The sequence below is a fragment of the Ornithinicoccus halotolerans genome, from assembly GCF_009602535.1.
Lineage (GTDB): Bacteria > Actinomycetota > Actinomycetes > Actinomycetales > Dermatophilaceae > Ornithinicoccus > Ornithinicoccus halotolerans.
Genome location: NZ_WIQI01000003.1, coordinates 53,492 through 66,202 on the forward strand (window position 1 = coordinate 53,492; position 12,711 = coordinate 66,202).

22 protein-coding genes are annotated in these 12,711 nt (G+C 70.3%); all 22 read right to left on the reverse strand.

The genetic code is table 11. From position 1 onward, the window contains the following. Positions 1-52: 52 nt before the first annotated feature. Positions 53-889 carry a tRNA pseudouridine(38-40) synthase TruA gene (gene truA / locus GFJ45_RS01300; RefSeq protein ID WP_153393221.1) on the reverse strand — a complete coding sequence of 279 codons (837 nt, stop codon included), beginning with the start codon at positions 887-889 and terminating at the stop codon, positions 53-55. Positions 890-1,003: 114 nt separating this feature from the next. Then, on the reverse strand, positions 1,004-1,699 hold the full coding sequence (rplQ, locus tag GFJ45_RS01305; RefSeq protein WP_153393224.1) for a 50S ribosomal protein L17: 696 nt from the start codon (positions 1,697-1,699) through the stop codon (positions 1,004-1,006). Positions 1,700-1,722: 23 nt separating this feature from the next. Then, the gene (locus GFJ45_RS01310) at positions 1,723-2,751 is read right to left on the reverse strand and encodes a DNA-directed RNA polymerase subunit alpha (protein WP_153393227.1); all 1,029 of its coding nucleotides are present in this window, start codon (positions 2,749-2,751) and stop codon (positions 1,723-1,725) included. Between the two features lie 152 nt (positions 2,752-2,903). Then, entirely contained in the window at positions 2,904-3,512 is a 609-nt protein-coding gene (gene rpsD / locus GFJ45_RS01315; RefSeq protein WP_153393230.1) for a 30S ribosomal protein S4, read from the reverse strand. Between the two features lie 22 nt (positions 3,513-3,534). Beyond that, positions 3,535-3,942 carry a 30S ribosomal protein S11 gene (gene rpsK / locus GFJ45_RS01320; protein WP_153393233.1) on the reverse strand — a complete coding sequence of 136 codons (408 nt, stop codon included), beginning with the start codon at positions 3,940-3,942 and terminating at the stop codon, positions 3,535-3,537. A gap of 35 nt (positions 3,943-3,977) precedes the next feature. Next, positions 3,978-4,355, reverse strand: a complete 378-nt coding sequence (rpsM, locus tag GFJ45_RS01325) for a 30S ribosomal protein S13 (RefSeq protein ID WP_153393236.1) — start codon at positions 4,353-4,355, stop codon at positions 3,978-3,980. A 202-nt stretch (positions 4,356-4,557) separates the two neighbouring features. Continuing rightward, the gene (rpmJ, locus tag GFJ45_RS01330; RefSeq protein WP_153393239.1) at positions 4,558-4,671 is read right to left on the reverse strand and encodes a 50S ribosomal protein L36; all 114 of its coding nucleotides are present in this window, start codon (positions 4,669-4,671) and stop codon (positions 4,558-4,560) included. An 83-nt stretch (positions 4,672-4,754) separates the two neighbouring features. After that, positions 4,755-4,976 (reverse strand): translation initiation factor IF-1, encoded by a 222-nt coding sequence (infA, locus tag GFJ45_RS01335; protein ID WP_153393241.1) that lies wholly within the window; start codon positions 4,974-4,976, stop codon positions 4,755-4,757. Positions 4,977-5,171: 195 nt separating this feature from the next. Then, entirely contained in the window at positions 5,172-6,035 is an 864-nt protein-coding gene (gene map / locus GFJ45_RS01340) for a type I methionyl aminopeptidase (RefSeq protein ID WP_153393244.1), read from the reverse strand. Positions 6,036-6,046: 11 nt separating this feature from the next. Next, positions 6,047-6,625, reverse strand: a complete 579-nt coding sequence (locus GFJ45_RS01345; protein ID WP_153393247.1) for an adenylate kinase — start codon at positions 6,623-6,625, stop codon at positions 6,047-6,049. Continuing rightward, on the reverse strand, positions 6,625-7,950 hold the full coding sequence (gene secY / locus GFJ45_RS01350) for a preprotein translocase subunit SecY (RefSeq protein WP_153393250.1): 1,326 nt from the start codon (positions 7,948-7,950) through the stop codon (positions 6,625-6,627). Before secY ends, GFJ45_RS01345 begins: the two co-directional genes overlap by 1 nt. Before the next feature lie 166 nt (positions 7,951-8,116). After that, positions 8,117-8,602 (reverse strand): 50S ribosomal protein L15, encoded by a 486-nt coding sequence (gene rplO, locus GFJ45_RS01355; RefSeq protein WP_153393253.1) that lies wholly within the window; start codon positions 8,600-8,602, stop codon positions 8,117-8,119. Between the two features lie 2 nt (positions 8,603-8,604). Beyond that, entirely contained in the window at positions 8,605-8,787 is a 183-nt protein-coding gene (gene rpmD, locus GFJ45_RS01360) for a 50S ribosomal protein L30 (protein WP_153393256.1), read from the reverse strand. Continuing rightward, positions 8,787-9,359 (reverse strand): 30S ribosomal protein S5, encoded by a 573-nt coding sequence (rpsE, locus tag GFJ45_RS01365; protein ID WP_228386328.1) that lies wholly within the window; start codon positions 9,357-9,359, stop codon positions 8,787-8,789. The genes rpmD and rpsE overlap by 1 nt, the downstream gene beginning before the upstream one ends. Before the next feature lie 37 nt (positions 9,360-9,396). Continuing rightward, complete coding sequence (rplR, locus tag GFJ45_RS01370) at positions 9,397-9,771, reverse strand: 50S ribosomal protein L18 (protein ID WP_153393261.1); 375 nt, start codon at positions 9,769-9,771, stop codon at positions 9,397-9,399. A gap of 3 nt (positions 9,772-9,774) precedes the next feature. Then, on the reverse strand, positions 9,775-10,314 hold the full coding sequence (gene rplF / locus GFJ45_RS01375) for a 50S ribosomal protein L6 (protein WP_153393264.1): 540 nt from the start codon (positions 10,312-10,314) through the stop codon (positions 9,775-9,777). A gap of 19 nt (positions 10,315-10,333) precedes the next feature. After that, a complete protein-coding gene (gene rpsH, locus GFJ45_RS01380; protein WP_153393267.1) occupies positions 10,334-10,732 on the reverse strand; it encodes a 30S ribosomal protein S8 in 399 nt (132 codons plus the stop codon). A gap of 93 nt (positions 10,733-10,825) precedes the next feature. After that, positions 10,826-11,011, reverse strand: a complete 186-nt coding sequence (locus GFJ45_RS01385) for a type Z 30S ribosomal protein S14 (protein WP_153393270.1) — start codon at positions 11,009-11,011, stop codon at positions 10,826-10,828. Between the two features lie 2 nt (positions 11,012-11,013). Further along, positions 11,014-11,583, reverse strand: coding sequence for a 50S ribosomal protein L5 (rplE, locus tag GFJ45_RS01390; protein WP_153393274.1), 570 nt, complete (start codon positions 11,581-11,583; stop codon positions 11,014-11,016). A gap of 5 nt (positions 11,584-11,588) precedes the next feature. Continuing rightward, the gene (rplX, locus tag GFJ45_RS01395) at positions 11,589-11,957 is read right to left on the reverse strand and encodes a 50S ribosomal protein L24 (protein ID WP_153393277.1); all 369 of its coding nucleotides are present in this window, start codon (positions 11,955-11,957) and stop codon (positions 11,589-11,591) included. A 2-nt stretch (positions 11,958-11,959) separates the two neighbouring features. After that, positions 11,960-12,328, reverse strand: coding sequence for a 50S ribosomal protein L14 (rplN, locus tag GFJ45_RS01400; RefSeq protein ID WP_153393280.1), 369 nt, complete (start codon positions 12,326-12,328; stop codon positions 11,960-11,962). An 80-nt stretch (positions 12,329-12,408) separates the two neighbouring features. Continuing rightward, positions 12,409-12,711, reverse strand: coding sequence for a 30S ribosomal protein S17 (rpsQ, locus tag GFJ45_RS01405; RefSeq protein WP_153393284.1), 303 nt, complete (start codon positions 12,709-12,711; stop codon positions 12,409-12,411).

Consider the following 12,711-nt stretch of genomic DNA (forward strand, 5'->3'; position numbering starts at 1 on the left):
CTATCCTCCCCGGTGGCTGCCGGCGGGGACGCACCGGCCCGGGCGGGTGCGGCTACTCCTCCTCGAGGGTGCGCACCGCGCGGGCCTGCCGGGCCCGCTCGGCGACGTCCTCGGCGGCCGGGTAGGTGATCTCCTCCAGGCACAGCCCGTGCGGCGCCATCACGGTGACGGCGGGGTCGCGCCGCCCGGCGTCCCGCACCCGGGCGGGCCATTCCGGGTCGCGGCGGCCCTCCCCCACCGGCACGACCGCGCCCACCAGCGCCCGCACCATCGAGTGGCAGAACGCGTCGGCGACCACGGTCCCGACCAGGATCCCGTCCGGCTGCCGCTCCCAGCGGTACTCCAGCAGGGTGCGCACCGTGGTGGCGCCCTCGCGGGGCTTGCAGAACGCCGCGAAGTCGTGCAGCCCGGTCAGCGCGGCCGCGGCGGCGGTCATGGCGCGCTCGTCCAGCGGCCGACGGTGGCGCACCGTCTCGCGGCGGCGCAGCGGGTCGGCGGCGGCGGGGTGGTCGCACAACCGGTAGGAGTAGCGGCGGTGCAGCGCGGAGAACCGCGCGTCGAAGCCCTCGGGGGCCCGGGAGACGTGCCGGACCACGATGTCGGGTGGCAGCACCCCGACCAGCCGGGTGAGCGCGGCCTCCTCGGGGGTGCGCGACGAGCGCCCCGGCAGCGCGGCCCACTGCGCGTCGGGCACGTCCACGTGGCACACCGACCCGCGCGCGTGCACCCCGGCGTCGGTGCGGCCGCCCACCGTCAGCCGCGGCGGGTCGGTGCGCAGGACCGTGCCCAGCCCCGCGGCCAGCTCCCCCTCCACGGTGCGGCGGCCGGGCTGGGCCGCCCAGCCGCTGAAGTCGGTGCCGTCGTAGCCGAGGTCGATGCGGATGCGCACCCCTCGACCGTATCGCCGACCGGCGGCGCTGACACGGCGCTCCCGGTCCGGACGCACCGGAGCCCGGCACCGTGACGGTGCCGGGCTCCGGGACGTGCCGGGTGGTTGCGCCGCTCAGGCCTTGTCCGACTCCTCGGACGCCGGCTGCTGCGAGCCGGCCTCGCCCTCGCTCGCCTCGCCGCTGTCGACGGGGTCCTCGGACTTGGTGTTGGCAGCCTCGGTGACGTCCTCGTCCTCGGTCGGCTCCTCGTTGACCTCGACGGTCTCGGCCGGGGCGGCCACGTCGCTGGTGTCCTCGGCGGCCTGCTCCTCCTCGGCGGTCAGCCCCTCGGCCTCGGCGGCCTGCGCGGCCGCGGCCGCGTTGGCCTCCTCCCGGGACTCCTCGGAGGACTGGTCGCGGGAGGAGCGCCGGGTGGCGCCCTCGGCCTGCTGCACGACCTGCTTGCGGGCGACCGGCTCACGCACCAGCTCGATCACGGCCATCGGGGCGTTGTCGCCCTTGCGCGGCGCGACCTTGGTGATGCGGGTGTAGCCGCCGTTGCGCTCGGACATGTCCGGCGCGATCTCAGTGAACAGCCGGTGCACCGCTGCCTTGTCGCGCACGATCGCCAGCACCTTGCGACGGTTGTGCAGGTCGCCGCGCTTGGCGAAGGTGACCAGCCGCTCGGCCAGCGGCCGCAGGCGCTTGGCCTTGGCCTCGGTGGTGGTGATGCGGTCGTGCTCGAACAGGGCGGTGGCGAGGTTGGACAGCATCAGGCGCTCGTGCGCCGGACCGCCGCCGAGGCGCGGGCCCTTCTTCGGGGTAGGCATGGGTCGTATCTCCTAGCGAACGGTCAGTACTGCTCGTCCTCGGCGAAGGCGGCGTCGCCCTCGTCCTCCGCGACCGGGTCCTCGCGGTAGTCCGCCTGGCTCGGGTCGAACCCGGGCGGGCTGTCCTTGAGGGCCAGGCCCATCTCGGCCAGCTTCTCCTTGACCTCGTCGATCGACTTGGCACCGAAGTTGCGGATGTCGAGCAGGTCGGCCTCGCTGCGGCCCACCAGCTCACCCACGGTGTGGATGCCCTCGCGCTTGAGGCAGTTGTAGGAGCGGACGGTCAGGTCCAGGTCCTCGATGGGCAGCGCCAGGTCGGAGGCGAGCGCCGCGTCGCCGGCCGACGGGCCGACCTCGATGCCCTCGGCCTCGACGTTGAGCTCACGGGCCAGGCCGAACAGCTCGACCAGGGTCTTGCCGGCCGAGGCCAGCGCGTCCCGCGGCGCCATCGAGTTCTTGGTCTCGACGTCGACGATCAGCTTGTCGAAGTCGGTGCGCTGCTCGACACGGGTCGCCTCGACCTTGTAGGTCACCGACAGCACCGGCGAGTAGATGGAGTCGACCGGGATGCGCCCGATCTCCTGCTCGGCCGACTTGTTCTGCTGGGCGGAGACGTAGCCGCGACCGCGCTCGACGGTGAGCTCCATCTCCACCTTGCCGGAGTCGTTCAGCGTGGCGACGTGCAGGTCCGGGTTGTGGACCTCCACCCCGGCCGGCGGGGCGATGTCAGCGGCGGTGACGGCGCCGGCGCCCTGCTTGCGCAGGTACATCACGACCGGCTCGTCGTGCTCGCTGGAGACGACCAGGTCCTTGAGGTTGAGGATGATCTCGGTGACGTCCTCCTTGACCCCAGGGATCGTGGAGAACTCGTGGAGCACGCCGTCGATGCGGATGCTGGTGACGGCGGCGCCGGGGATGCTGGACAGCAGGGTCCGGCGCAGCGAGTTGCCGAGGGTGTAGCCGAAGCCCGGCTCCAGCGGCTCGATGGAGAACCGGGACCGGGAGTCGGAGACGACCTCCTCGGAGAGGGTGGGACGCTGAGCGATCAGCACGGTGTTCTTCCTTTCCACGGGCGCCCGCCATATGACGCCTCGTGAGCTGACGGGACCATGTCCCGCCGACCGGCGGCGGCTCGGTCCGCGCCGCCGGTGGTGCGGTAGCGGCGCGCCCACCCAGCTGAGGTGGGCGCGCCGCTACCGGATGGTCAGTTCTTGGAGTAGAGCTCGACGATCAGCTGCTCGGTGAGGATCGTGTCGATCTGCTCCCGGGTGGGCTGCTGGTGGATCAGGATCCGCAGCGAGCCGGGCACGACCTTCATCCAGGCCGGGACCGGGCGGTCGCCGTAGGTCTGCCGCGCCAGCTCGAACGGGAACAGCTCGACCGACTGCGGCCGGACCTCGATGATGTCGTAGGCCTCCACCCGGTAGGACGGGACGTCCACGCGCTTGCCGTTGACCATGAAGTGGCCGTGGGTGACCAGCTGCCGGGCGGCCCGGCGGGTGCGGGCCAGGCCGGCGCGGTAGACGACGTTGTCCAGCCGGGACTCCAGGATGGTCAGCAGGTTGTGACCGGTCTGGCCGGGGCGGCGGGCCGCCTCCTCGTAGTAGCGGCGGAACTGCTTCTCCATCACCCCGTAGGTGAAGCGGGCCTTCTGCTTCTCCTGCAGCTGGGTGAGGTACTCCTTCTCCTGGGTCCGGCGCCGGCCGTGCTGGCCGGGCGGGAACGGACGCAGGTCGAAGTTCTTGTCGCCGCCGACCAGGTCGGTCTTCAGGCGGCGGGACTTCTTGGTGATGGGTCCGGTGTAACGAGCCATGTCTTCCTCTACCTTCCCGCGCTCAGACTCGACGCTTCTTCGGCGGGCGAACGCCGTTGTGGGCCTGCGGGGTGACGTCCTGGATCGCGCCGACCTCCAGGCCGGCCGCGGTCAGCGAACGGATCGCGGTCTCCCGGCCCGAGCCCGGGCCCTTGACGAACACGTCGACCTTGCGCATGCCGTGCTCCATGGCGCGGCGGGCGGCGGCCTCGGCGGCCATCTGGGCGGCGTACGGGGTGGACTTGCGCGAGCCCTTGAACCCGACCTGGCCCGAGGAGGCCCAGGCGATCACCGCGCCGGACGGGTCGGTGATGGACACGATGGTGTTGCTGAACGTGCTCTTGATGTGAGCCTGCCCGTAGGCGACGTTCTTCTTCTCCTTGCGGCGCACCTTGCGGGTGCTGGCCGTGCTACGGCTCTTGGGGGGCATTCAGTTACTCCTGACGAATCGGGGCAGCGCCGGCCTTACCGGCCGGCCTTCTTCTTGCCGGCGACGGTGCGCTTGGGGCCCTTGCGGGTGCGCGCGTTGGTCTTGGTCCGCTGGCCGTGCACGGGCAGTCCGCGGCGGTGCCGCAGGCCCTGGTAGCTGCCGATCTCCACCTTGCGGCGGATGTCGGCCGCGACCTCACGGCGCAGGTCACCCTCGAGGCGGTAGTTGCCCTCGAGGTGGTCACGCAGCGCGATGAGCTGCTCGTCCGTCAGGTCCTTGACGCGGGTGGACGGGTCGACCCCGGCCTGTTCCAGCGTCTCCTTCGCGCGGGTGCGTCCCACGCCGAAGATGTAGGTGAGGCCGACCTCGACGCGCTTCTCGCGCGGCAGGTCGACTCCGATGAGACGTGCCATCTGGCGGTTCTCCTGTTGTCGTGCGGAGGTCTGGTGCAGCACCGGTCCGCGTCCTCTGGTGGGCCCGGGGGCCCGGGGGCCCGTGCGGTCCTCGGCCTCCGTGCCGAGGGTGACGTCCCGCCTGTCGGGGGGCGGGTGCTGCCTGCTTCTCTTCAGGTATGGCGCTCGCGAGGATCCGCGACGCGTGCTGGTCGGGAGCTGCTCAGCCCTGGCGCTGCTTGTGGCGCAGGTTGTCGCAGATCACCATGATCCGGCCGTGCCGGCGGATCACCTTGCACTTGTCGCAGATCTTCTTGACGCTCGGCTGAACCTTCATGCGTTCGCTGCCGTCTCTCGATCTCTGGGTGGTCAGGGTCTGGGTGTGCACGCGGCAGTCCGGGGCGCGGGTCCCCGGGCTGCTCAGCGGTAGCGGAAGACGATCCGGCCGCGAGTGAGGTCGTACGGGCTGAGCTCCACCACGACCCGGTCCTCGGGGAGGATCCGGATGTAGTGCTGACGCATCTTCCCGGAGATGTGAGCCAGCACGGTGTGACCGTTGGTCAGCTCGACCCGGAAGTTCGCGTTCGGGAGGGCCTCCACCACGGTGCCCTCGATCTCAATGACGCCGTCCTTCTTCGCCATGTCCTCCACATTTCTGAGCAGCCGTCACCCGTGGTGAGGGTGTCGACTCCAAGGTTGCGTGCACGATGTCGGCCCGGCCGGGCGTCGCACTGGGCGAACCCGCACATGACCGACACGACAGTCTACGCCACGGGCGCCACCCGACACCAATCCAGGTCCTTGACCTGGCGCCCGCCGGAGGTGTAGCGGCCGACCTCAGCCGGCCGGGGCGAAGGCGGCGCCGATCGCGGCCAGCGGCTGCTGCCCGCCGTCCACGGCGGTGAGCACCCACAGCCCCCCGGCGGTGACCGCCACGGTGTGCTCCCAGTGGGCGGCGCGGGTCCCGTCGCTGGTGACGACGGTCCAGTCGTCCTCGAGGGTGCGGGTCTCGATGGTGCCGAGGGTGAGCATCGGCTCGATCGCCAGCGTCGCCCCGGCCGGCACGGTTGGTCCCTTGCTGGTGACGGCGAAGTTGGGCACGTGCGGGTCCATGTGCATCTCCCGGCCGATGCCGTGGCCCACGTAGTCCTCCACGATCCCGTAGCTGAGCGGCAGGCCCTCGGCCTGGCGGCGCTCCTGCGCCGCGGTGGCGGCGGCCTCCACCTGCTCCCCCACGGCGTGCAGCCGTCCGCCCGCGCGCAGCGCGGCGATGCCGGCCCACATCGCGGCCTCGGTGTCGTCCATCAGCGCCAAATCCTCCGGGCGGGGGGCCGCGCGGCCGCCGACGACCAGCGACCTGGCGGAGTCCCCGTGCCAGCCCTGCACGATCGCGCCGCAGTCGATGGAGACCAGGTCCCCGTCGTGCAGCTCCCGGTCACCGGGGATCCCGTGCACGACCTCCTCGTTGACGCTGACGCACAGCGAGCCGGGGAAGCCGTGGTAGCCCTTGAAGGAGGGGACCGCTCCGCTGTCGCGGATGTGCTCCTCGGCCATCCGGTCCAGCTCGCCGGTGGTGGTGCCCGCCCGGGCCTCGGCGACGACCAGGTCCAGGGTGCGGGCCACCACGAGACCGGCCTGGCGCATCAGCAGCAGCTGGTCGTGGCTCTTGGCCTCGATGCGGTCACGGCGCAGGAAGGACATGGCGGGGCCGTTCAGCGCTGCGGGCGGTCGCGGTCCAGCGCGGCCGAGATCCGCTCGCGGACCTCCTCGACCGTGCCCATGCCGTCCACCTGGCGCAGCAGGCCGCGCTCGCGGTAGATGCTGGCCAGCGGGGCGGTCTCCTCGACGTAGATCGCCATCCGCTCGCGGATGACCTCCTCGGTGTCGTCGGCCCGGCCCTGGTCCCGGGCCCGCTGCTGCAGCCGCTGCACGACCTCGTCGGTGTCGACGGTCAGCTCGAGCACCACGTCCAGGACCACTCCCTGCTCGGCGAGCATCTCGTCCAGGGCCTCGACCTGGCCGGGGGTGCGGGGATAGCCGTCCAGGAGGAACCCGTGCCGGGCGTCGTCCTGCACCAGCCGGTCCCGCACGATGGCGTTGGTGACCTCGTCGGGCACGTAGCCACCGGAGGCGAGGATCTCCTTGACCTGCTGGCCGAGCTCGGTCTCGTTCTTGATGTTGGCCCGGAAGATGTCGCCGGTGGAGATGGCGGGGATGGAGCGCGACTCGGCGATGGCGGCGGCCTGGGTGCCTTTGCCGGCCCCGGGCGGCCCGAGGATGACGATGCGCATCAGCGGAGGAACCCTTCGTAGTCGTGCTGCTGGAGCTGGGACTCGATCTGCTTGATGGTCTGCAGGCCGACACCCACGATGATCAGGATGGAGGCCCCGCCGAAGGGGAAGTCCTGGGTGGTGCCGAGCATGTTAAAGGCGATCAGCGGGATCAGCGACAGGATCGCCAGGTAGATCGCACCGACCGTCGTGACGCGGGTGAGCACGTAGTCGAGGTACTCCGCCGTCGGCCGTCCGGCGCGGATGCCGGGGATGAAGCCGCCGTACTTCTTCATGTTGTCCGCCACGTCCACCGGGTTGAAGGTCACCGACACGTAGAAGAACGTGAAGAACAGGATCAGCGTGACGTAGACCAGCATGTACACCCAGTGGGTGTCCTGGCCGGTGATCCCCATCCCCAGGTAGGTGTTGACCCAGGTGACCCACTGCGGCGGGGCGGTACCGTCCGCGGGGGTGTTGAACTGGGCCACCATCGTCGGCAGCATCAGGATCGAGCTGGCGAAGATGATGGGGATGACGTTGGCCATGTTCAGCTTCAGCGGGATGTAGGTGGAGGTCCCGCCGTACTGGCGGCGGCCGATCATCCGCTTGGCGTACTGCACCGGGACCCTGCGCTGGCACTGCTCGACGAAGACGACGATGGTGACGATCACCAGGCCCAGCGCCATGACGAGGGCGAAGGTCAGCCAGGACTGCTGCTGGATGACCGCCAGCGATCCGGGGAAGCCGGCCGCGATGGCGGTGAAGATCAGCAGCGACATGCCGTTGCCGACGCCCCGCTCGGTGATCTGCTCGCCCAGCCACATGATCAGGCCGGTGCCGGCGGTCATCGTGAGCACGATGAGCAGCACCGCCGGGACCGAGTCGTCCGGCATCACCGACGAGCAGGTGGGCCCGAACAGCGTGGAGGGGTTGCGCGCGAAGGTCACCAGGGTGGAGGCCTGCAGCACGGCGAGCCCGATCGTCATGTACCGCGTGTACTGGGTCATCTTGGTCTGCCCGGCCTGGCCCTCCTTCTTGAGGGCCTCGAACCGCGGGATGACGACGGTGAGCAGCTGGGTGATGATCGCCGCGGTGATGTAGGGCATGATGCCCAGCGCGAAGATCGACAGCTGGAGCAGCGCGCCGCCGCTGAAGAGGTTGATCATGCCCAGCGCGGAGTTGGTCGACTGAGCCATGTCCTGGCACTGCTGAACCAGGCCGTAGTCGATGCCCGGGGCGGGGATGTGCGACCCCAGCCGGAACAGGGCCATGATCGCGAGCGTGAACAGGATCTTCCTGCGAAGATCGGGCGTCTTGAACGCTCGCCCGAAGGCGGAAAGCACTGGCGGATCCTCCCTGGATGGGCCCCGGTGACGCGGGTGATGCGGCAACCGGGTGACGATAACACTCGCCGGGTCGGCGACCCGTGAGCGTCCGGGACGACGACGCCCCGGGCCGCCGTGGTGGCGTCCCGGGGCGTGGTCACGGCGGGCGCGCCGGCCCTGGGCCTCAGGCCTGGGTGGCCGTGCCCCCGGCCGCCTCGATCTTCTCCCTGGCGGAGGCCGAGAACTTGTCGGCGGTCACGGTGAGCGCTGCGGACAGCTCACCGGTGCCGAGCACCTTGACCGGCTGGCCCTTGCGGACCGCGCCCTTGGCGACCAGGTCCGCGACGGTGACCTCGCCGCCGTCGGGGTAGAGCTCGGCGAGCCGGTCCAGGTTCACGACCTGGTACTCGGTGCGGAACCTATTGGTGAAGCCACGCAGCTTGGGCAGCCGCATGTGCAGCGGGGTCTGGCCGCCCTCGAAGGCCGCCGACACCTGGTAGCGGGCCTTGGTGCCCTTGGTGCCGCGGCCGGCGGTCTTGCCCTTGCGGCCGCCCTCGCCGCGACCGACGCGGGTGCGCGCGGTCTTGGCGCCGGGCGCGGGACGCAGGTGGTGCGGCTTCAGCGCACCGGACCCCGCCCGGCGCTCGGTCTTGGCAGTGGTGTCAGCCATGGTCAGTCAACCTCCTCGACGGTCACCATGTGGGCGACCGCACGGACCATCCCCCGGAACTCGGGGCGGTCCTCCTTCACGACGCTGTCACCGACGCGCTTGAGCCCCAGCGAGCGCAGCGTCTCGCGGTGCTGGACCTTGGCGCCGATGATCGAACGGGTCTGGGTCACCTTCAGCTGCGCCATCAGGCACCCGCCTCGGCACGGGCCCGCAGCATCGCCGCGGGGGCCACGTCCTCCAGCGGCAGCCCGCGACGGGCGGCAACGGCCTCCGGCCGCTCCAGACCCTTCAGGGCGGCGATGGTGGCGTGGACGATGTTGATCGCGTTGTCCGAGCCCAGCGACTTGCTCAGCACGTCGTGGATGCCGGCGCACTCCAGGACCGCACGCACCGGGCCACCGGCGATGACACCGGTACCGGCGCTGGCCGGGCGCAGCAGCACGACGCCGGCGGCGTCCTCGCCCTGCACCGGGTGCGGGATGGTGCCGCCGACACGCGGCACGCGGAAGAAGTTCTTCTTCGCCATCTCCACGCCCTTGGAGATCGCCGAGGGGACCTCCTTGGCCTTGCCGTAGCCGACACCGACGGTGCCGTCGCCATCGCCCACCACGACCAGCGCGGTGAAGCTGAAGCGACGACCACCCTTGACGACCTTGGCGACGCGGTTGATGGTGACCACGCGCTCGAGGTACTGGTTTCGCTCCTCGTCGCGGCCTCCGCGACGGTCGCGGCTGCGACGGTTGTCCCGATCAGCCATCAGAGGATCCTCTTCTTCGGGTAGACGGTGGTGGTGGTCACAGGGACAGCCCTCCCTCTCGGGCGCCCTCGGCGATCGCGGCGACCCGTCCGGCGTAGCGGTTGCCACCCCGGTCGAAGACGGCCGCGGAGACGCCGGTCGCCGTGGCGCGCTCGGCCAGCAGCTCGCCGACGCGGCGCGCCTTGGCGGTCTTGTCGGCCGCCAGCCCGCGCAGGTCCGGCTCCATGGTGGAGGCCGAGGCCAGGGTGCGGCTGGCAGTGTCGTCGACCAGCTGGACGAAGACGTGCCGCGAGGAGCGGTTCACCACCAGACGGGGGCGCTCTGCGGTCCCGGAGATCTTCTTGCGCAGCCGCAGGTGGCGGCGCGCCCGGGACGCGTTCTTGCCCTTGGCACGCTTGACGATCATTGCCATGGCTTACTTACCAGCCTTTCCGACCTTGCGGCGGATGCGCTCGCCTTCGTAGCGCACGCCCTTGCCCTTGTAGGGGTCGGGGCGGCGCAGCTTACGAATGTTGGCCGCCACCTCGCCGACCTGCTGCTTGTCGATGCCCGTGACGGAGAACCGGGTGGGGTTCTCCACCTGGAAGGTGATGCCCTCCGGGGCCTTGACCAGGACCGGGTGGGAGTAGCCCAGCGCGAACTCGAGGTCGCTGCCGCGGGCCAGCACCCGGTAGCCGGTGCCGTGGATCTCCAGCCGCTTGGTGTAGCCCTCGGTGACGCCCTGGACCATGTTGGCGACCAGGGTGCGGCTCAGGCCGTGCAGCGACTTGGACTCGCGCTCGTCGTCGGGACGGGACACCTCGATGGCGCCCTCGTCGTTCTTGGCGACGGTGATCGGCTCGGCCACGGTCGTCTGCAGCTGGCCCTTGGGGCCCTTGACCGCGACGGTCTGGCCGTCGATGGTGACCTCCACGCCGGAGGGCACGGTGACAGGAAGCTTTCCGATGCGGGACATGCCTATTGCTCCTTCCTGCTCACCAGACGTAGGCGAGGACTTCCCCGCCCACGCCCTTCTCGTTGGCCTGGCGGTCGGTCAGCAGGCCGGAGGAGGTGGAGATGATCGCCACACCCAGCCCGCCGAGCACGCGCGGCAGGTTCGTCGACTTCGCGTACACCCGCAGCCCGGGCTTGGACACCCGGCGCACACCGGCGATGGAGCGCTCGCGGTTCGGCCCGTACTTGAGGTCGATCCGCAGCGTCTTGCCCACCTCGGCGTCCTCGACGCTCCAGCCGGCGATGTAGCCCTCGGCCTGCAGGATCTCGGCGATGTGGGACTTCAGCTTCGAGAACGGCATGCTGACCTCGTCCTTGTGCGCCGAGTTGGCGTTGCGGATGCGGGTCAGCATGTCCGCGATCGGGTCGGTCATTGTCATTGGGCTAACGGCCCTTCCTCACCGCGGTTTCAACCCGGCGGACCGGGTCGACCTGCGATGTAGTGCTTCGTGGGTGGTCGATGGGTAGCCGGCTCACCAGCTGGACTTGGTCACGCCGGGCAGCTCGCCCCGGTGCGCCAGCTCCCGCAGGCAGATGCGGCACAGGCCGAACTTGCGGTAGACCGAGTGCGGCCGGCCGCACCGCTGGCAGCGGGTGTAGGCGCGGACCTTGAACTTCGGCTTGCGGTTGGCCTTCTGGACAAGAGCGGTCTTGGCCACGATCAGTTCTCCTTGAACGGGAAGCCGAGGTGGCGCAGCAGCGCGCGACCCTCGTCGTCGGTGTTCGCCGTGGTGACCACGGTGATGTCCATCCCCCGGACGCGGTCGAGCCGGTCCTGGTCGACCTCGAGGAACATGGACTGCTCATTCAGGCCGAAGGTGTAGTTGCCGTGGCCGTCGAACTGCCGGGGCGACAGCCCGCGGAAGTCACGGATCCGCGGCAGCGCCAGCGACAGCAGCCGGTCCAGGAACTCCCACATCCGGTCGCCGCGCAGCGTGGTGTGCGCGCCGATCGGCATGCCCTCGCGCAGCTTGAACTGCGCGATCGACTTGCGGGCCCGGGTCACGGCCGGCTTCTGGCCGGTGATGGTGGCCAGGTCGCGGATGGCGCCCTCGATGAGCTTGCTGTCGCGCGCGGCCTCGCCGACACCCATGTTGACGGTGACCTTGACAAGGCCCGGCACCTGCATCGGGTTGCGGTAGCCGAACTCGCTGCTCAGCGCCGCGCGGATCTCCTCGCGGTAGCGAGCCTTCAGCCGCGGCATGGTGGACTCGGTGGTGGCAGTGGTCATCGTGTTCACAGGTCCTTACCCGAGCGCACCGCGACGCGGGTGCGCTGCGTCTTCTGACGACCGGTGCGGTCGTCCGTCTGCGTCTCCACCCGGGTGCGGATCCGGGTCGGCTTCTTGGTCTCGGGGTCGACGACCGCCACGTTGCTCACGTGGATCGGCGCCTCGGTGACCTGGATGCCGCCGGTGTTGACGCCGCGCTGGCCACCAGCACGGGTGTGCTTGGTGACCCGGTTGACGCCCTCAACGAGCACCCGGTTGGTCTCCCGGTTTACCTCGATGACGCGGCCCTGCTTGCCCAGGTCGCCGCCCTTGGACTGGCGGCGGCCGGAGATCACCTGCACCAGGTCGTTCTTGCGGATCTTGCTGCGTGCCATGCTCAGATCACCTCCGGGGCGAGCGAGACGATCTTCATGAACCGCTTCTCGCGCAGCTCCCGGCCCACCGGGCCGAAGATGCGGGTCCCGCGGGGGTCACCGTCGTTGCGGAGGATGACCGCGGCGTTCTCGTCGAAGCGGATGTAGGAACCGTCCGGGCGGCGACGCTCCTTGCGGGTGCGCACGATGACGGCCTTGACGACGTCGCCCTTCTTGACGTTGCCGCCGGGGATCGCGTCCTTGACGGTCGCGACGATGGTGTCACCGATGCCCGCGTACCGGCGCCCGGAGCCACCGAGCACGCGGATGCACAGGATCTCCTTCGCCCCGGTGTTGTCCGCGACACGCAGTCGCGACTCCTGCTGGATCACTGTCGAACTCCTGTCGTCGAGCGGGTTCTCGCCCGGCCCGTGAGCCGGGCGAGCCTTGCCGAACGTTGTGGGTTGGTTGCTTACTTGGCCTTCTCGAGGATCTCCACCACGCGCCAGCGCTTGGTCGCCGACAGCGGACGGGTCTCCATGATCAGCACGCGGTCGCCGATCCCGGCGGCGTTGCCCTCGTCGTGCGCCTTCACCTTGTGGCTGCGGCGCATCACCTTGCCGTAGAGGGCGTGCTTGACGCGGTCCTCCACGAGGACGACCACGGTCTTGTCCATCTTGTCGCTCACCACGTAGCCCTGCCGGGTCTTGCGGTAGTTGCGCGCGGCGGACGAGCCGGTGGCCTCCTCGGTCACCTCGGCGGTGTTCTCGCTCAT